This is a genomic window from Actinoplanes sichuanensis, assembly GCF_033097365.1.
In the GTDB taxonomy this organism is placed as follows: domain Bacteria; phylum Actinomycetota; class Actinomycetes; order Mycobacteriales; family Micromonosporaceae; genus Actinoplanes; species Actinoplanes sichuanensis.
Genome location: NZ_AP028461.1, coordinates 4,505,053 through 4,522,130, shown reverse-complemented (window position 1 = coordinate 4,522,130; position 17,078 = coordinate 4,505,053). Strand labels below are relative to the sequence as shown.

The 17,078-nt window shown below is 68.4% G+C and carries 16 protein-coding genes and 2 pseudogenes; 10 read left to right on the top strand and 8 right to left on the bottom strand.

The window, feature by feature from the left end:
- The first annotated feature begins 15 nt into the window (after window positions 1-15).
- The 4 genes and pseudogenes from Q0Z83_RS20890 to Q0Z83_RS20875 all read left to right on the top strand — a co-directional run bounded on the left by Q0Z83_RS20890 (window position 16) and on the right by Q0Z83_RS20875 (window position 3,525).
- Complete coding sequence (locus tag Q0Z83_RS20890; protein ID WP_317795571.1) at window positions 16-171, top strand: helix-turn-helix domain-containing protein; 156 nt, start codon at window positions 16-18, stop codon at window positions 169-171.
- Window positions 172-181: 10 nt separating this feature from the next.
- Complete coding sequence (locus Q0Z83_RS20885) at window positions 182-1,096, top strand: RNA-guided endonuclease InsQ/TnpB family protein (protein WP_317797106.1); 915 nt, start codon at window positions 182-184, stop codon at window positions 1,094-1,096.
- A 1-nt stretch (window position 1,097) separates the two neighbouring features.
- A pseudogene (locus tag Q0Z83_RS20880) lies at window positions 1,098-1,724 on the top strand (SAM-dependent methyltransferase); the annotation flags it as partial.
- Window positions 1,725-1,887: 163 nt separating this feature from the next.
- Window positions 1,888-3,525: a DUF6745 domain-containing protein gene (locus Q0Z83_RS20875; protein ID WP_317795638.1), complete on the top strand. Its 1,638-nt coding sequence runs from the start codon at window positions 1,888-1,890 to the stop codon at window positions 3,523-3,525.
- A gap of 306 nt (window positions 3,526-3,831) precedes the next feature.
- Here Q0Z83_RS20875 and Q0Z83_RS20870 read toward each other — a convergent pair whose 3' ends face one another.
- Together Q0Z83_RS20870 and Q0Z83_RS20865 are read right to left on the bottom strand one after the other, a co-directional pair.
- The gene (locus Q0Z83_RS20870; RefSeq protein ID WP_317795637.1) at window positions 3,832-6,210 is read right to left on the bottom strand and encodes a WD40 repeat domain-containing serine/threonine protein kinase; all 2,379 of its coding nucleotides are present in this window, start codon (window positions 6,208-6,210) and stop codon (window positions 3,832-3,834) included.
- Between the two features lie 217 nt (window positions 6,211-6,427).
- On the bottom strand, window positions 6,428-6,748 hold the full coding sequence (locus Q0Z83_RS20865; protein WP_317795636.1) for a hypothetical protein: 321 nt from the start codon (window positions 6,746-6,748) through the stop codon (window positions 6,428-6,430).
- Between the two features lie 232 nt (window positions 6,749-6,980).
- Between Q0Z83_RS20865 and Q0Z83_RS20860 the strand changes: the two genes are divergently transcribed.
- Complete coding sequence (locus tag Q0Z83_RS20860) at window positions 6,981-7,604, top strand: carbonic anhydrase (RefSeq protein ID WP_317795555.1); 624 nt, start codon at window positions 6,981-6,983, stop codon at window positions 7,602-7,604.
- 33 nt (window positions 7,605-7,637) lie between these two features.
- Here Q0Z83_RS20860 and Q0Z83_RS20855 read toward each other — a convergent pair whose 3' ends face one another.
- Window positions 7,638-8,399, bottom strand: a complete 762-nt coding sequence (locus Q0Z83_RS20855) for a sensor histidine kinase (protein ID WP_317795635.1) — start codon at window positions 8,397-8,399, stop codon at window positions 7,638-7,640.
- Window positions 8,400-8,429: 30 nt separating this feature from the next.
- Between Q0Z83_RS20855 and Q0Z83_RS20850 the strand changes: the two genes are divergently transcribed.
- Window positions 8,430-8,669, top strand: a complete 240-nt coding sequence (locus Q0Z83_RS20850; protein ID WP_378079085.1) for a BON domain-containing protein — start codon at window positions 8,430-8,432, stop codon at window positions 8,667-8,669.
- Window positions 8,670-8,762: 93 nt separating this feature from the next.
- Window positions 8,763-9,476 carry a nitroreductase/quinone reductase family protein gene (locus tag Q0Z83_RS20845; RefSeq protein WP_317795633.1) on the top strand — a complete coding sequence of 238 codons (714 nt, stop codon included), beginning with the start codon at window positions 8,763-8,765 and terminating at the stop codon, window positions 9,474-9,476.
- 455 nt (window positions 9,477-9,931) lie between these two features.
- Here Q0Z83_RS20845 and Q0Z83_RS20840 read toward each other — a convergent pair whose 3' ends face one another.
- From Q0Z83_RS20840 to Q0Z83_RS55850, 4 genes and pseudogenes are all read right to left on the bottom strand, one after another.
- Complete coding sequence (locus Q0Z83_RS20840) at window positions 9,932-10,246, bottom strand: hypothetical protein (protein ID WP_317795632.1); 315 nt, start codon at window positions 10,244-10,246, stop codon at window positions 9,932-9,934.
- 566 nt (window positions 10,247-10,812) lie between these two features.
- Window positions 10,813-11,670 (bottom strand): slipin family protein, encoded by an 858-nt coding sequence (locus Q0Z83_RS20835; RefSeq protein ID WP_317795631.1) that lies wholly within the window; start codon window positions 11,668-11,670, stop codon window positions 10,813-10,815.
- 227 nt (window positions 11,671-11,897) lie between these two features.
- Window positions 11,898-12,443 carry a universal stress protein gene (locus Q0Z83_RS55855; protein ID WP_378079088.1) on the bottom strand — a complete coding sequence of 182 codons (546 nt, stop codon included), beginning with the start codon at window positions 12,441-12,443 and terminating at the stop codon, window positions 11,898-11,900.
- Between the two features lie 127 nt (window positions 12,444-12,570).
- Window positions 12,571-12,792 (bottom strand): annotated as a pseudogene (locus Q0Z83_RS55850) (universal stress protein); the annotation flags it as partial.
- A gap of 490 nt (window positions 12,793-13,282) precedes the next feature.
- On the opposite strand from Q0Z83_RS55850, the gene Q0Z83_RS20830 reads away from it, so the two are divergent.
- The 3 genes from Q0Z83_RS20830 to Q0Z83_RS20820 all read left to right on the top strand — a co-directional run bounded on the left by Q0Z83_RS20830 (window position 13,283) and on the right by Q0Z83_RS20820 (window position 15,351).
- Window positions 13,283-13,936 carry a CBS domain-containing protein gene (locus Q0Z83_RS20830; RefSeq protein ID WP_317795630.1) on the top strand — a complete coding sequence of 218 codons (654 nt, stop codon included), beginning with the start codon at window positions 13,283-13,285 and terminating at the stop codon, window positions 13,934-13,936.
- A gap of 443 nt (window positions 13,937-14,379) precedes the next feature.
- Window positions 14,380-14,652 carry an SHOCT domain-containing protein gene (locus tag Q0Z83_RS20825; protein ID WP_317795629.1) on the top strand — a complete coding sequence of 91 codons (273 nt, stop codon included), beginning with the start codon at window positions 14,380-14,382 and terminating at the stop codon, window positions 14,650-14,652.
- Between the two features lie 126 nt (window positions 14,653-14,778).
- Window positions 14,779-15,351, top strand: a complete 573-nt coding sequence (locus tag Q0Z83_RS20820; protein ID WP_317795628.1) for a transposase — start codon at window positions 14,779-14,781, stop codon at window positions 15,349-15,351.
- Window positions 15,352-15,630: 279 nt separating this feature from the next.
- Here the strand turns inward: Q0Z83_RS20820 and Q0Z83_RS20815 are convergent, their stop codons facing one another.
- Window positions 15,631-16,833, bottom strand: coding sequence for an IS110 family RNA-guided transposase (locus tag Q0Z83_RS20815; RefSeq protein ID WP_317795627.1), 1,203 nt, complete (start codon window positions 16,831-16,833; stop codon window positions 15,631-15,633).
- Window positions 16,834-17,078 lie beyond the last annotated feature (245 nt).

The window sequence follows — 17,078 nt, the reverse complement described above, 5'->3', positions numbered from 1 at the left end:
TGTATAGTGTCTGGTATGTCCGAGACGGTGCGTTACACCTACCGCCTGCGGCCCGGCCGCACGGCACAGGCCGCACTGCTCGACGAATGGGGCTGTTGCCGGTGGCTGTGGAACGAGGCCGTCCACCAGCAGAAGACCGGCCGGAAACCGACGTTCGGGAAGCTAATGTAAGCGTGACGCCCTGCCGAGCCTGGAGTACACCCGCAACGGTTTCGCCCTGGCCGACGGCCGCCTGCGGCTGCCCGGCAGGGTCTTCGTCCCGGTCGTCTGGTCCCGGGACCTGCCGTCCCGGCCCACCTCCGTGCGGGTCTACCGCGACAGCCTCGGCCACTGGGACGCGTCCTTCGTGGTCCGCCGCGAGCGGGCCGACACACCGGAAGCGGACCTGCCCGGGATCGGCGTCGACTGGGGTGTGAAGACCACCGCCACCACCACTGATCCGGCGTTCGACCTGCCGCACCTCGGCCACCGTCGCCGGTGTGCCGCCGAGCTGGCCAGGGCTCAGCGGAAGATGGCCCGCCGCCGCCGGCCGAAAGGCCAGCCGCAGTCGAACGGCTACCAACAGGCGAAACGACAGGCTGCCCGGGTCGCGAAGAAAGCGGCCCGGCAGAACACCCACGACGCCCGCATCTGGGCCAAGAACCTGATCGACCACCACGCGCTGATCGCGGTCGAGGACTTCAAACCGAAGTTCCTCGCCCGGTCGCGGATGGCCCGCAAAGCGGCCGACGCGGCGATCGGCGCCTGCAAACGAGAGTTGATCGAGCGTGGCAAGCGGGCGGGCCGGAAGGTGGTGCCGGTACCGCCCGCCTACACCACGATGACCTGCTCCGGGTGCGGGGAGAGAGCCAATCTCCGCCTCGGACTGGGCGTACGAACCTTCGAGTGCACCGCGTGCGGCTACACCGCCTGCCGCGACCTCAACGCCGCGAGGACGATCCTCGCCACGGCTGAACGCCGCCGTGCCGGTGCCGACGACGTAAGACATCAGATCGCCTCCTTCCGGGACGGTGGATCAGATGCGGTCCGAGCTGGGAATCCAGGACCTACCGGTCCCGGAGGGAAATCCCCCGGATCTATCCGTGGGGATCGTTAAGCATCGGGTCGTCCGGTATCTCGCCGGGGCGGGTGTCCGCCAGTTCCTGGACATCGGCACCGGGATTCCGACCCGGCCGAACGTGCACGAGATCGCCCAGGGTATCGCGGCCGACAGCCGGGTCGTCTATGTCGACAACGATCCGCTGGTGCTGTCCCACGCCCGGGCGCTGATGGTCGGTGACCCGGCGGGCCGGACCGCGTACATCGACGCGGACTTCACCCGCCCGAAGCAGATCCTCGCCGACTCCGATCTGCGCACGGTCCTCGACCTCGATCAGCCGGTCGCCCTGCTGATGATCGCCGTGTTGATGCTGGCCCGCGACAGCGACGACCCGTGGGCCGCGGTCCGGACCCTGATGGATGCGCTGCCGTCGGGCAGCTACCTGGCGATCACCCACCCCGGTCAGGACTTCGACCCCGCCGCGATGGACGCGATCGTGCGGGCAGCCACCGACGCCGGCATGATCCTGGTCCCCCGCGACCGGGCCGGCGTGCAACGGTTCTTCGGCGACTGGGAACTCGCGGATCCCGGCGTGGTCCCGGTGATGGCCTGGCATCCCGACGGCGAGCAGCCCGAGGACCCCAACGGCGCCTACTACTGGGCGGGCCTGGCTCGGAAGCCCTGAGGTCCGGCCGACCCGACATTCACGATCCCGCGATGCCTCTCGGCTCAGTATCATCGACAGAGGTCGAGGGGGTGTCGTGAGACGAACCACCGCACGCCGGTCCCGGGAACCGGTCCGGCCATGATCCCGGAGCGGCCTTCTCAGCGACACCGAGCGGGCCGAGGTGGTCGCCGCCGTCCGGCGCTGTTACCACCACGCCGCCCTGCCGTGGCCCGACCAGGTGATCTGGGCGCCGTCGCCGCCGGCCGGTCAGCTGCTCGCGGCCGGCCTCTCCCGGCAGCACACGATACGCAGCGAGCGGGAACAGGCGTGGAGAACACTGGCCCGGCGATCGATCGGGCCGGTAGTGGCCGGCCTGATCGAGTACGGGATCGCTGCTGCTGTGTCCAGTGTGCTCCTGGCGGTCGTCATCGTGGGCGGACCGGTGATGGCCGTCGTCGAGGGTCAACCGGTGGAGTGGATGGCACGTGGCACCTATGTCGGTGCAGTCGTCGCCGCCCTCCTGGCGATGGCGACTTTCGCGCTGATCAGGATGGATGACACGAACGGGACTACCGGTGATCTGACCGTCAAGCGAATCCTCACCGCGATCAAGACGGCTGGTAGGAACGGCGTGGCTGAACCTCCTACCGTCCGGACCGCTCTCGACGAGATCGCCGACACGTCGAAGATGGCGGGGATGGCGATGCTGTTCACCGTCGTCCTGCCCGTGCCGGTCGGGATGATGGCCGGATGGGCAGTGGGTGAGGTCACCGGATGGAACGGCCGATCGGCGGTGGCGTGGGTGGTGACGATGCTTGTCGTCACGCTGGTGCCGGCCGTCGTCGCAAGTGCGGTCGCCGGCGGGGTGTTCCGGTGGCGTCTCGCCGGGCTGCGGATGCGATGCGCCGACCCGGCCCAGGAGCGGCTCGGTAGCCGGCTTGACGACGCGCTCCGAACCGTTCGTGCCGCGATCCCAGCCCGCCGCGGTCTCAGCAGCCCGGGCTCGGATGTCGACGACCGGGCCCGGCCTGTGCATCAGGCCATCGAGAAGGCCGTCCACCAGCATGTCGGCACTGACCGCCAGGTTCTGCGATACCCGGTCGGCCACTTCGACAACCAGTACAGCGACCAGCTCGACCGGGCCGTCTCACACACGACCTACGACCACCCTGAGCAGGACACCGCCGTCACCGTCATCCGAGACTTCATCACCGCCTCCCGAGCCGGTTGGTGGTGGCCCCACACCCGGTTCGTCGTGATCGCCGAGCGCCCGACGACGATGCGCACCACCACGGGACCACCGCACATCCGACCGGACGACAGCGTGCACGAAAAGGTCTTCCCTTGGCGGCGCAGCCCGCCGAAACGCCAGCCGCTCAACCGGCTGAACAGTCGGCTGCACAGCACCGTCGGACCCGCCGCCGCGTGGCCCGATGGCTACCGGATCTACGCCGTCGACGGCATCATGGTCCCAGCGGACCTCGTCGAAGACGGTTGGGACGCCGACACCATCGACCGGCATCCCGACAGCGACGTGCGCCGCGCGGCTACGGAACTGGTCGGCTGGATGAACTATATTCAGCGCGCCGGCTGGCGGGCGATCGCCGACGCACCGGACCCGGCCGATCCATCGTGCGGACTGGTCCTCTACGAGGACCGCAGGCCCCGGCTGAGCCCGCTGCGAGTCCTGGTGACAACCGGCGGCACCACCGACTCCGCCGAGCCGGTCCCCGCCACCATCAACGACCCGGTCGAGGCCGCCGCCTGGCGGCACGGCTGTCCGGTCTCGGTCTACCGGCAACAGACGCGCATCACCTGAGCAGGCCGTCCTCGCCGTCGAGGAGCCCGCAGACAGCTTTGACGATGTCGTGCCGCAGCGACCTCTTCCGGCGTCGAGGATGTTCAGCGCTGCCTGTAGGCGACAGCACCGGGGACCGCGATGAGGAGGTGTCCAGCCGGTTCCGCCGGGAGGTTCGCCGCGATGATCCGGTCACGGCGTGCCGGGCCGTCAGCCGCTGCTGACCGTCCACGACAGGAAGCTGCGGTGCACGGTCGGCGGCCTCCATCCCGATCTGCCGTGGCGAGAGCGTGCGTCCGGCCGATCGGATGCGAGTCCATTGAGCTGCTACGAGCGGGTCCAGATCCGAACCGTGTTGTCGAGGCCGACGGTGGCGAGGTGCCGCCCGTCAGGGCTGTACAGCACCTCGCTGACCACGCCGGGGTGGCCGGTGAGGGGCTGAGATTCCCCGGTCTCCGCGTCCCAGACGCGAACCGTCTTGTCGCTACCGCTGGTGGCGAGGTGTCGTCCGTCAGGACTGTACGCCACCGCGCCGACCGGGCCGATGTGACCAGTGAGGACGCGTGATAGGCCGGTGTCGAGGTTCCAGACGCGGATCGTGTCACCGAAGCCGGTAGCTGCCAAGTGACGCCCGTCGGGGCTGTAAACCATGCTATGGAGCGGTGCAGCGACGTTGCCCGTGAGGGTGCGGGATTTTTCGGTGCCGAGGTCCCAGACGCGCACCGCACCGTCCAGACTACCGACGCCCAGGTGGCGCCCGTCGGGGCTGTATGCCACCTCGGCGACCATGTTGGTGTGGCCGGTGAGCGTACGGGATTCTCCGGTGCCGAGGTCCCAGACGCGCGCCGTGTCGTCCAAGCCGGTGGTGACCAGGTGATGCCCGTCGGGGCTGTAGACCACCTCATTGACCAGTTTGGTGTGGCCGGTGAAGGCACGGGACTCGCCGGTGCCGAGGTCCCAGACGCGCACCGTCTTGTCCCAGCCGCCGGTGGCCAGGTGATGCCCGTCAGGACTGTAGACCACCTTGTCGACGATGTCGGTATGGCCGGTGAGGATGCTCGGCTTTCCGGTGCCGAGGTTCCAGACGCGCACCGTCTTGTCGCTGCCGGCGGTGGCCAGATGGGTTCCGTCGGGGCTATACGACACGGAACGCACCTCGCCGGTGTGGCCGGTGAGGGTGCGGACTTCTCCGGTGCCGAGGTTCCAGACACGTACCGTCTTGTCGTCGCCGGCGATGGCGAGGTGTTCTCCGTCGGGGCTGTACGCCACCGTACCGGCCGCGGTGGAATGACCGGTGAAAGTGCTGGTCATGGTCCAGGTCGGCAGCCCGGCCACGGTGGGGGTGTCCGGTCTTTTCAGTTGCCAGACGAGGGCTGCCGCGGCGGCGATGACGATGACGGCCAATCCTGCCGCGATGGTGCGGCGCGCCCGGGTCCGTGATGACGGGAGGTCCGCGGGGATGCGCTGTGCCGGTAGCACGGTGACCCGGATGGCTGAAGGGTTGGCGGGCGCGCTCACGGCGGCTGGGATAGGCCGTGTGTCGGCCGTGTGGCCGGTTACCGGTGCTCGGTCCGGTTCGAGGTCGGCTCGGTCGGCGAGGTCTTGTGGGCTGCTGCTGGAGGACGCTGTAACGGCGGTGACGGTGGCAAGTTCGTGTCCGGGATCGACGGGTGGGGGTTCTGGTGGTGTGGTCTGCGGTTGCGGCCGTGCTGAGGGCAGGTGGCCGGTGGGCGCAGCGAGGGTGGGCGGCGGCGCGTGGAGGGTCGCCGGCACGTCGTCGAGGCTGTCGGTGCCGGTCCGGCGTGATGCCGCCGGTCTGCGGCGCCGGGTGTGGCCGGTCGCCGGCCGGGCCGATCCGGGACCCTGCCCGGTGGACGTGTCATCCGGCTCGGCGGCTTTCGTCAGCAGCGGTGCGGCCTGTTCGGCGGTCAGCCGACGGTCGGGGTCCTTGGCCAGCAGTCCTTTGATCACCGGCCAGAGCCGGCCGGCGTGGGCGGGGGCAGGTGGCTCGGCGGTCAGCACCGCGGCGACGGTGGCCTGGGTGTCCTCGCGCTGGAACGGTGACCGGCCGGTGACCGCCGTGTAAAGGGTCACGCCCAACGCCCACAGATCGCTCGCCGGGCCCGCCTGCCGGCCGTTGATGCGTTCCGGGGCCAGGTAGGACGGCGAACCGAGTAGCTGCCCGGTCGCGGTGAGCGCCGTCTTGCCCCCCACCATCGCGATCCCGAAGTCGGTCAACACGACCCGGCCGGTGTCGTCCACCATGATGTTCGCCGGTTTCACGTCCCGGTGGATGATCCCGGCCCGGTGTGCGGCCTGCAACGCTTGTAGCACCGGCAACCCGATCTGCGCCGTCCGCCGCGGTGTCAGCAGGCCGTGCTCGGTGATGGCCTGGGCCAGGGACTGTCCGCTGATCAACTCCATCACCAGCCACGGCCGGCCCCGATCGGTGACCACGTCGTGCACCGTGACCACATGCGGATGCCGGATCCGGGCAGTGGCCTGCGCCTCCCGCAACGCCCGCCGTACCAGGGGATCGTCCGGATCGTCGAGTTCGTCGGCGCCGGCGATCCAGATCTGCTTGACCGCCACCTCCCGGTCGAGCAACGTGTCATAGGCCCGCCAGACCGCGCCCATCCCACCCCGGCCCACCGCGGCCGCCAGACGGTAACGGCCCGCGATCATCCGCACCGCTTCCGTCGCCATGGCCGCTGAGTCTATCGACAATGACAGGTGTTCTCCGAGGTCCTTCTGCTGGATCGACACCCGACGGGCTCGTGCGTGGTGCGCCGAGACCGACATGGAGATGATGACGGCGAGGGTTGCCCCCGCCCTGCTCGTTCAGGTCAACGCCGTCGGCAGTGGCCGAGTCGCTCTCCGCCGCTCCGGATTCCGACCGGCTCTGAAGTGATGAGGAAGGGGATTAGCAGGGCAGCCCGTTGCTGAACAGGATCATCATGAGGGCGAAGATGCCTGCGACCCCACCGACGATGGCGAACACGCTCCAGCCGGTTGCCACGGCGGCGATCTCCCAGGCCGACGCCCGCCGGCCGGTGGACCGGGCCTGGTGTAGGGCGATGTGCGCTATCACGACGCCGGCTACCGGTGCCATGATCAAGAGCAGATAGCTGACGGCGATCAGCGTGGGCCAGCCGTCGCGGCAGTGCGTTCCCGACTGGTAGAACAGCCAGGCGGCGAGTGCCCCAAGGAGGGTCCCGATCACCGTCATGACCAGCGCCGCCACGCTCAAGTACCGAGAACGGGCCGGCGAGAACGCCGACAGTGGCATCGGTAGGTCGCCTCCTCCCCGTGATCCGGCCCGCGAGCCGCGCCGTGAGCTCCGCAATGGGCGGTATTCTCGGCCGCAAGGTTCCGGCGCGATCGCCGTACGGGCGAGCTCGGGCTGAGCGTAGCGGTCGCCGTCCAACAGTCGGTATCCGGCGGCGGTACGGGCGCCGTCGGCTTAGGTTGGTCGCATGTCTGATCTTGGCCAGTCCACGCCTGCTGAGGCGTACGCCATGCTGCTGGACGGCAACTCACGCTTCGTGCGTGGCGAGCGTCTGCATCCCCACCAGGACGCTGATCGCCGCGCGCAGTCGGCGCCGGGGCAGCGCCCGTTCGCGGTGCTGTTCGGTTGTTCGGACTCGCGCCTCGCCGCGGAGATCATCTTCGATCGCGGGCTGGGTGACCTGTTCGTGGTGCGGACCGCCGGGCACGTCGCCGGGGCGGAGGTGCTGGGCAGCATCGAGTACGGCGTCACCGTGCTGGGCGCGCCCCTGGTCGTCGTGTTGGGTCATGACTCCTGCGGCGCTGTCATCGAGGCCGCGGCGGCCGAACGCGGGGGCACGGCGCCGGCGGGCTACCTCGGAGACGTGGTCGAACGCGTCATGCCCAGCGTGCTCGCCGCGCGGGCCAAAGGACTCACCGACATCGACCAGTTCGTCGACGAACACATCCGGCGTACCGTCGCGGGGCTGGTGGAGCGCTCGCAGTCGTTGGCCGCGCGGGTGGCGGCCGGCCGGTGCGCCGTCGTCGGCCTGTCCTATCGGCTGGCCGAGGGAACGGTCCACTCCGTGGCGCAGTACGGGCTACCGGCGTGAACGGCGCACGCCGGTCGGAAGGTGCCCGCTGCGTCAGTCGCGTAGTGGGCCGGTCGGCAGCGAGACCTCGACACGCAGGCCGTCCTGACCGGTCGAGGAGGCGGTGATCAGCCCGTCGTGGGCCTGGGTGATGGACCGGGCGATCGCCAACCCGAGTCCTGCGCCGCCGCTGTGGTCGACGCGGGTGCCCGACCCGCGTCGGAAGGGCTCGAACAGGCTCGACACGATCTCGGACGGTACGTCGTCGCCGGTGTTGACGACGATCAGGGCGGGGTCGTCGCCGACGCGGACGTCGATGGTTCCGTCGCGCCGGTTGTATTTCACGGCGTTCTGCACGAGGTTGGTGACCAGCCGTTCCAGCAGCACCTGTTCGCCGAACACGGTCCGGGGCTGCAGGTCGCTGGTGATCGTCACTCCGGCTTTGGCCGCGCTCTTGCGGTGCGCGTCGAGTACGGCGGCGGTGATCAGGTCGAGGCGTATCGGCATCCGGCCGGCCAGGCCGCGGTCGCTCTCGGCGAGGACGAGCAGCCCTTCGACGAGGCGTTCGTTGCGCTCGTTGGTGCTCAGCAACTGCTCGGTGAGCAGGTCGAGCTGGTCGGCGGTGAGTTCGTCGGCCATGCTGACCTCGATCAGGGTCCGCTGAACCGCGAGCGGGGTCCGCAACTCGTGTGACGCGTTCGCGGCGAATCGGCGCTGGGCCTCGTAACCGACGGCGATCCGGTCCATCATGCTGTCGATCGCCCGGCCCAGCACGACGAGGCCGCCGGCCGCGGCGGCGACCTGTTGAAGGTCCATCTTCGGCCTGACGACGATATCCGGGCGGACGTGGTGGCCGTGCTCTCCGCCTGCCTTCTCGGCGACGAGAGCGACGGTCAGCCGGTCACCGCCGAGGTGCAGGCCGGTGTGGTGAGTGTCGCCGGGCAGGTCGGCCACCGTTCCACAGCCGAACGATTGGTTCGTTTCATCCGGCAGGTCGCCGGAGTGGTTCAGGTCGTGGATGCGCTGGGATTCGACGTCGACGATCGCGAGTTGCTCACCCCCGGCACGGTTTTCGGCGTCGCTTGAGTAGGGCTGCCGCACCACCGGCATCCGCACCGCAGGTATCCATCGGAAGTGATGGCGTGACGTCGCTCAGTGTTCTCGACCAGCTGACCCTGCATGAACTTTGTCGCCGAATTTCCCGCCACGTGGCTTCGACGACTGGCATCGGCGGGACGTCCGGTCTATCTCCCGGCCGGTCGACGGCTGTTCCGGGAGGATGCCGTTGCCGACCGGTTCTGGTCGCTGCAGGTCGGCGAGGTGGTGATCGACTGTCACGTTCCCGGCCGTGGTGACATCGTCGTCGAGCGGATCGGGCCCCAAACGGTGCTCGGCTGGTCCTGGGCACGTGGTGGCGGAACGCCTGCACGCGGCCCGCCTCCAGCTGATGGAGCTCTATGCCTGCTCCGGAGCGATGTCGTGAGCGGCGGTGGGCGGTTCCGGCGGTGGATGTATCGCGGCGGCCGCCCGAATTGGCTGGCCCGCATCCTCAACCGGATCTCCGCCGTGCAGTTCGCCTCCGGGCGCCTGGCACCGGCTACGTGGGTCTCGCTGGAGGTCGTCGGCAGACGCAGCGGGCGCATCGTCTCCCGCCCGCTCGTCATGAGCGTCCACGAGGGCGAGCGTTTCCTGGTGTCGATGTTCGGCAGGCGGGCGAACTGGGTTGCCGATGTCCGTACGGCAGGCGGCGTCGCCGTCCTGGCGCGTGGTACCCGGGAGCCGGTCCACCTCACCGAAGTCGAGGTGGCTGGAGCGCCCGCCGATCCTTCGGCGCTTCGTGGCCACGGCGCCGGGCGCCCGTCCCCATGTCCCGGTCGGTGGTGCCAAAGATGATGACATAGGAGACGCCTCCATCGTCGACGCCGGGGAGCAGCCCTCCGAGCCGTCAGGCAGGCAATTTCGCACGGGTACGCGTCGCTGGCCGGGCTGTACGCGGTGCCGGGAGGCACGCCGTCGCCTGTCCAGGCCAGCCGATTCGTCCAGTCGGTGAACTCACTGCGGCGGCGTTGAGGATAATCAACATTCGCGTGCATCCTCTTCATCGGACCGGGGCCGACGGCGCTCCGCACTGGCGAGCAGTGTAGTCACCGAAGGCGTTCAGCATAGGCTTCCAGCGCATCGTCCATCGGGCGCGGCCGGTTCCTGTCGTGTCCTAGACGCCCGGTAGGTCGCGCTCCGTCACCCGGCGGCTCGGACCGTGCGAGGAGGCCGTTGCGCCGCGCCACACGATCATCCTGGGCGCCCGATGAAATTCTGGTGGGCGCTGGGCGGGTGGGCGGTGGCCGGTGTCAGCACCGTCCCAGATCAATGCGCGCCAGGGGATCCATTGGCCGTCCCAACAGCGAGGAGAGTTCCAACGCGACCCGTAGGTGTTGCGGATCGGCGACGTCAGCCGATGCGGGTTCCCTCGAAGGTGCTGGTGGGTTTGGGCGCTGTCCGGCTTCTGCGCTGCGCCGTTCGGCGATGCGGTCGATCCACGTGATGACGTCCTCATTGAGGCTGGTGTGACAGCCGGCGAGCCACCACACCTCGACGTAGGTGCCGGCGAAGACTGCCGTCGCGGTCTGCGAGTCGCGAAGGCGTGCGTCGATGCCGGCCCGCACGGCGCCTCGCGTGTGATCGAAGAGAGTGACGAATGCGTCCCTGCTTCCGCGTGAGATGGGGTCGATCAGCGCGTTGAGGTGCGCGCTCAGCGACGCTGATCGACAGTCGGCGCAATCTGGCGCTGCCGTAGGCGCTGGCCGCACGACGATTTTCCTGGGAACTATTTGCATCCGAGTCTCCAGCATCGATCGGCTGAGCGGGGTCGCCGAGGTCTGGAGCGACAGACGGTCATCAGACACGTGACTGTTCTCTCGAGGCTAGGGCACAGCTGCCGGCGGGGCCAGCCGGGGACCCCGGGCGGGTGATGCCTTCACCATTCATAACCGACTCACCTTCGAGATCGAGGATTCCGGTATCCATCGCTTCGTGCCGTCACGATCTGCTCAGCCTGTATCACCGATGTTGGTCTCCCGGGCCGAAGGTTGTCGCTGAACCCGTCGGGTGAGCGGTGGTGCGCCAGCTCGATGGCGGTGGCCGGCAGGCGCGCTGGGAGGTCTGGTCGGCAGTGCATCGACCGTTTCCATGTATCGGAAAGAGTGCTGCTGGGTGAACGCGAGCGCGGGCTCTATGGAGTCGGGGTGATCGGAGGCACGAGGCCGGGCAGGGTGTTGCCGTTGGGCGGCAGCGGGCGTGCCGGAGTGGCGGGTGTGGCGGCGGCGGCTTCGCGCGCCAGGAAGGTGCCGAGTTCGCCGATCGTGCTCATCAAGGGCGCCGGGAACACGACGGTGGTGTTCTTGTCGACGCCGATCTCGACCAGGGACTGCAGGTTACGCAGTTGCAGGGCGAGCGGGTGGGCCATCATGGTGTCGGAGGCGTCGCCGAGTGCCGCGGCGGCGAGTGATTCGCCTTCGGCATTGATGATCTTTGCGCGCTTTTCCCGTTCGGCCTCCGCCTGTTTGGCCATGGCACGTTTCATCGTTTCGGGGAGCTGGATGTCTTTGAGTTCGACGAGGGTGACCTCGACGCCCCAGTCGACGGTGGTGACGTCGAGGATGGTGCGGATGTCTACGTTGATCTTGTCGGTTTCGGAGAGGGTCTCATCGAGGGTGTGCCGGCCGACCACCTTGCGCAAGGTGGTTTGAGCGATCTGATTGATGGCGGCCTTGACGTTCTCGATCGCCACGACGGCCTTGACCGCGTCCACGATCCGGAAGTAGGCGACCGCGGAGACGTCGACGCTGACATTGTCGCGGGTGATGATGCCCTGCGACTGAATCGGCATGGTGACGACGCGCATCGACACCCGGCGCATGATGTCGACAAAGGGAATGATCAGTCGCAGCCCGGGCTCGCGAACGCCGATGACGCGGCCGAGACGGAACAGCACCCCACGCTCGTACTGCTTCACGATGCGTACCGATAGAGCGAGTACTAGCAGTAGTACCGCCGCGATGATGATCGTTACGGTGCTCAGGGTATTCATCGAGGACTCCTTCAGCACGCTCCGAGATCGGCGGGCGAGCGGCTCGCGGTTCGTAGCGTGCCCATCCACGGTTGCGCCTGGCGTCGAAGCGGGGCAGGGCCGATGGTCCCGACCGGAAAATACTGTTTCGCGCCAGTACGGAGACTTGACAAATCCGTTGCCGGGATCGCAGAACGGAGGTCTCTACGCCGGCATGGGAGCGGCGCCGACCATATCGGTCACCGCTTTCACCGGGACGTGGCCCGTGGTGCATGCCGGGCAGCCGGAGGTTCGGCCACTCGGGCACATACGATGGCGTGGTGGCTGGTGGACGCATCGCTATGCACGGGCCGACAGGACTCGGGCACGGTACCGCGGACGACGGCAACCGATGCGCGGCCGTGGTGCAGCAACGTCTGGGCTACCGACCCCAGCAGCCCGTGGAAGGGCGCTCGGCCACGTGCACCCACGACGATCAGGGACGCCTCCTGCGATTCCCGGGCCATTACCGCAGTCGGGTCACCATCCAGGACGCGCAGTCGCGCGTCGATGCCGGACGCAAGCGCACGAGAGGCGACCATCCTCTCAAGCGCGTCCGCGCGGTTCCCGGATTCGAGGACATGCACGACAAGCAGCCAGTGCCGCCGCTGTGCGGCCGCGTCGAACGCGAAGTCGAGAACCGGCTCCGCCGCAGCAGAGCCGTCCACCCCGACCAGGACCGGACCTTCCGGGGCAGGCCACGCCCTGGTGACCACGACACTGCCGAAGGCGCGCGCGGCGAGTTGCACGGCCATCGCTTCCCGAGGCATGCAGGTCAAGTCGTTCAGGTTCCCGTCGCCGATGACCGTGAGCGCCGCGTGCCGGGACAGGTGCAACAGGCCGGGTCAGCGGATGGCCCTCCACCATTTCGGTGGTGATGTCGAGGGTCGGCGCGATACGGGCCGTGGCGACGGCCGCCCGCCGCAGCATGCTTCTGGCAGCCCTCGGATCGGCGGTAGCGTCCGGCAGCCAGTTGAACACATGCGCCAGATGCAGAGGCAAGGCGCGGCTCTGCGCCTCACGGGCGGCCGCTTCGACCGCCCGGCGGCTGGCCGGTGACCCGCTCACACCGGCGAGGATGCGAGTCGTTGCTGAGGTGTTCATGTCTTCACCTCCAGAGCAGCCGCAGCGGCCAGTCGGGTGGCTGACATGTGGGCTTCCCGCGCTCCAACCTAGGCCGACCGGGCGACAAGGCGTAGGGCCTATCGCCCCTGGTGGCACGCGGGAACATGTCCCTGCAGGTGGTCGGCGGCGCTATAGCTCGAAGAGGCGGAGGCTGCGTTTCGATGATGCTCGACGTGGTGAGAACGTCTGCTCCCGTCGCCCGCACCGATCGCCGCGAGATGACCGCGGTGATCCGTAGCGCGGGCCGGTGCGCCGAACGTCCCGGCTTGCCGGGACGTTCGGCCCTGACGGTGCCTGGCGACGCAGCGAACGGTCGAATCATGGCCCTCGACAACGGCTGTGGACCAACCCGTAAGCAGCGCCCTCCGGTCTGCCTCGAATCCCGTCTTGGCAGACCCTCATCGCCGCACCGATCGAGGAGCTGTTTCGCGTCGCACCGCGGCGCGTGCACGATCGAGGAGGAACCATCATGCGAGTCCGCGACATCATGACCAGCTCGGTGTACGTCGTCCGGCACGATGCGCCGGTGGAGGACGCCGCCGAGCTGATGACCACGTACGCCGTCACCGCGTTGCCGGTAGTGGACGGCGACGAACGGCTTGTCGGCATGGTCAGCGACAGCGATCTGCTATGGCATCGGGTGCCGGCCGAGCTCGCCACCGATCCGAGACATCATCCGGACGCGGGCGTCGGTGCGGAGCGCCGCCCCGGCCTCGTGGTGGAGGCGATGTCCGAGCGCCCGGTCACCATCACTCCCGACGCTGATGTGGCCGACGCGGCGCAACTGATGCTCGACAACGACGTGCGTAGCCTGCCGGTGCTGCAGGACCACCGGGTCGTCGGTATTCTCAGCCGCCGCGACATTCTGAAAGCGATGGTCCGCGGCGACAGTGTGCTTGCCGCAGACGTGCAACACCGTCTCGACGACTACGCCGGCAGCCACGGCCGGTGGACCGTCACCGTCGAGGCCGGCGTCGCGACGGTCGACGGCGGGTTCCCGAACGAGCAGCAGCGGACGGTAGTCACCGTACTGACGCGTACGGTGCCGGGGGTGGCCGCCGTGCGATTTACCGGCGACCACGGCGACGACAGTCTCCGTGGCACCGCTACCAAAACCGGGTGAAAGGGACGGTCGCAGACCACATCCTTCGTCAGATGGCGATGCAGCCCGAGCACTGGCCGAAGGGGCGACGGAGGGCCACCACCTCGGGCCTCGGAATATCACGGGTACACACCGGCGACGCTCGGCCAGCGATCCGGGGGATCGGCCCGCCTGGACGCCTGTAGCCTCGCACCGTAAAGCCCGCCGTCTGGCCCTTCTCGTCCCTGCTGCTGCAATAGGGCCTCCGGCTCTCCATGAGGTGCCGTTGGGCGGTAGCACAGGCGGAGTATTGCTGAGCATGGTGAACGTGTCCTCACCAGAGAGGACGGCGATCGGCTCATCGTTCGGACACGTCCGTTGGCACTCACATACTGCCGTCCGAAGCCGGGCCCGCTGCCCCTACTGACGGCCGGTTCAGGCAGCGCCAGCCACCGGCCACCTGAGCGACATTGGAGGAGAGCGCGATGATGTATTACGGCAACGGCATGAACGGGTGGGGCATGTTCCTCATGATCGTGAACAGCCTGCTGTTCTGGGGGCTGGTAGCCGCCGGTATCGTCGCTATGGCGCGCTATACCGGCCGCGACGTGCTCCGTAGGGGGCCGGTGACACATGGACCTGTGCCGCAGCAGATGCTCGCTGAACGGTTCGCCCGCGGCGACATCGACGAAGACGAGTACACGCGACGTCTGCAGGTCCTCGACACGAAGACCCCGGCACACGGGCCCGGCGACTGATAGTCGTATCGACGCTCGCAACAGCATGGTGGTCTCGGTCGGCAGTGACAGCCGGATCGTTCGCAGGATCGGAAAGCAGCGTTGGCCGGCGGTAAAAGAGTCGCCGCACGCAGGTCCGCCTGGATCGTGTTCGCCGACGAATGCGGCCAGACGCTGAGAGCCCACAAGGCCACCACCTGGGCGCCCCGCGGCGTCACCCCGGTCGTGAAGGTGACCGCCAAAGGCACCGTCCGCGTCTCGGTGGCAGGGTTGTGCTGCTACCGGCCCGGTGAACGCTCCCGGCTGATCTACCGCACCCTGCTCTACCGCGGCCGCAAGGGCGACCCCAAAGGGTTCCGCACACCGGACCTGATCCGGCTGCTGGATGCCGCACATCAGCAGCTGAAGGCGCCGATCGTGCTGGTCTGGGACGGCTTGTCGGCGCACAGGACACCCGCGATGCGGGCGGCTACCGCCGCCCGGAACTGGCTGCGGGTCTACCAGCCGCCCGCGTACGCGCCGGAACTGAAACCCGGTGGAGAAGGTCTGGTCGACGATGAAAGGCAGCCTCGCCAACCACACCGCGACCGGCCTGGCCGCCGCGGTGAAGAACCGCCTCAAACGCATGCAATACCGCACCCGTCTGATCGACGGCTACCTCACCGGAACAGGTCTATCTCCACCATCACCAGCCAGACCCTGACCGCGAAAGGTGTCTAGCAGGAGGCTCACGGCGAGTTCGGCGATCGCCGGTTGGTCCTCGGCGAGTCGGCCCAGACGCATCAACAGGTCCTCCAAGGCCATGGTGCCAGCGCCGATCGTGGTCCCGTACGCGGTGAGGATTTGTGCGGTCAGCTGCGGTGGTTGCCGACCGGCGTGCTCGGCAAGCGCCTTGCCGAGCATGGTGCCGGCCTGGTCCCTGTCGATGCCGGGAAGGTCGGCGTATCCACCGTGGGGCTGCCGCCGCCAGGCGGCGTAGGTGGCAGCCTAATGCCTGAGTCAAGCCGCGAGAGCGAAGTTTGTTCGGTAGGGCTGTCGGGTTCGCAGGATGGCGTGCAGGACGTTGATGCGTCGGCGGGCCAGGGCGATGAGGGCTTGGTGGTGTCGTTTGCCCTCGGATCGTTTGCGGTCGTAGAAGGCGCGGCTGGCGGGGTCGCGTTGCAGGGCGCAGAACGCCGACTGGTAGAAGATCCGTTTGAGGGTTTTGTCGCCGGCGCTCGCTCGGCGCAGGTAGTGCATCTTCCCGGACTGTTGCAGTACGGGGGCGAGCCCGGCGGCGGAGGCGAGTTGGTCGCCGCTGGTGAAGCGGGTGATGCCGCCTGCCACGGCGAGGAACTCGGCAGTCAGGGTTGCCCCCATCCCGGGCAGGGACTGGATGAGGGCCGCGTCAGGGTGGTCGGCCATGGTTTCGGCGAGATTCGTGTCGATCGTGGTGAGTTTGTCCCGGCAGGCCGGCACTTCACGGGCGAGGTCACGCACGATGTCGGCGGCGACGGCTTCACCGGGCACGGTGATGCGCTGCCCGCCCGCTGCGGTCAGCGCTTTGTCGGCCAGAGCGGTGATGACGCTGGCGTTGTGCCTGCCGGTGGTACGCAGATAGGCGGCGATCCTGGTCCGGCCGGCGCGGCGGATCTCGGCCGGGGTGACGTAGCGGGCCAGCAGTGCGGCGTCGGCCTTGTTGGTCGGGTCCAGCACACGTTCCAGCCCGGGGTGGATGGAGGCGAGCAGGTCGCGGAGCCTGCCGATGCGGCGGGTCTGATCGACCACCAGTTCACGTCGGCGTCCGGTGAGCAGCCGCAGCCGCGCGTCGGTTTCGGTGTCGGCCGTGACGGGACGCAGTTCCTCGGCGCGCAGCCGGATCTGGTCAGCGATCACCTTGGCGTCACGCGGGTCGGACTTGTGTTCCCCGCCGCGGGTCGCCCGGCGAGCCCGGTTGACCGCCAGCCCGGATACATGAACCAGCCGCAGGCCCGCGTCGGTGAGCATGACCTGCAGCAGCCCGGCGATCCCGCCGAGCACGTCGATCGCGACGGTCGCTGGGCCATGCTCGGCCTCGACCGCACGGATCTGTTCGATCAGTTCCTCGATCGCCGCTGGCTCGTTGGCGACTTTGCGGCTGACCAGCAGCTTTCCGCTCTCGATGTGAACGATGGCAGCCCAGTGCAGTTCCTTGGCCACGTCGACACCGACCGCGACAGCCATCTGACTCCCTTCTCCCATGGCCTGTCACCGCGCGCTCTTCCCGCTGTCAACGCCCTACACAGCGATGGATCGCAGAGCCCGATCAGCAGTCAGGAAGAGCAGACGAGGCAGGCGGCGATGCCACCTGAACCATGGACGGCAGCCAGCATGAAAGCCATACCTACCTCGCCCGCGTCAGCCCAGATAAATATCAAATCCGGGCTCGCTATGGAAGGTAGGGCGGCATGAGCGCAAAGGCGCGGACT

Coding starts and splice junctions, on each gene's coding strand:
- Q0Z83_RS55855 (WP_378079088.1), bottom strand. CDS start 12,443: ATGGCCGTGCAACTCGCCGCGCGCGCCTTCGGCAGTGTCGTGGTCACC.
- Q0Z83_RS20830 (WP_317795630.1), top strand. CDS start 13,283: ATGCGAGTCCGCGACATCATGACCAGCTCGGTGTACGTCGTCCGGCAC.
- Q0Z83_RS20815 (WP_317795627.1), bottom strand. CDS start 16,833: ATGGCTGTCGCGGTCGGTGTCGACGTGGCCAAGGAACTGCACTGGGCT.
- Q0Z83_RS20835 (WP_317795631.1), bottom strand. CDS start 11,670: ATGAATACCCTGAGCACCGTAACGATCATCATCGCGGCGGTACTACTG.
- Q0Z83_RS20855 (WP_317795635.1), bottom strand. CDS start 8,399: ATGGACCTTCAACAGGTCGCCGCCGCGGCCGGCGGCCTCGTCGTGCTG.
- Q0Z83_RS20845 (WP_317795633.1), top strand. CDS start 8,763: ATGAACTTTGTCGCCGAATTTCCCGCCACGTGGCTTCGACGACTGGCA.
- Q0Z83_RS20860 (WP_317795555.1), top strand. CDS start 6,981: ATGTCTGATCTTGGCCAGTCCACGCCTGCTGAGGCGTACGCCATGCTG.
- Q0Z83_RS20870 (WP_317795637.1), bottom strand. CDS start 6,210: ATGGCGACGGAAGCGGTGCGGATGATCGCGGGCCGTTACCGTCTGGCG.
- Q0Z83_RS20890 (WP_317795571.1), top strand. CDS start 16: ATGTCCGAGACGGTGCGTTACACCTACCGCCTGCGGCCCGGCCGCACG.
- Q0Z83_RS20825 (WP_317795629.1), top strand. CDS start 14,380: ATGATGTATTACGGCAACGGCATGAACGGGTGGGGCATGTTCCTCATG.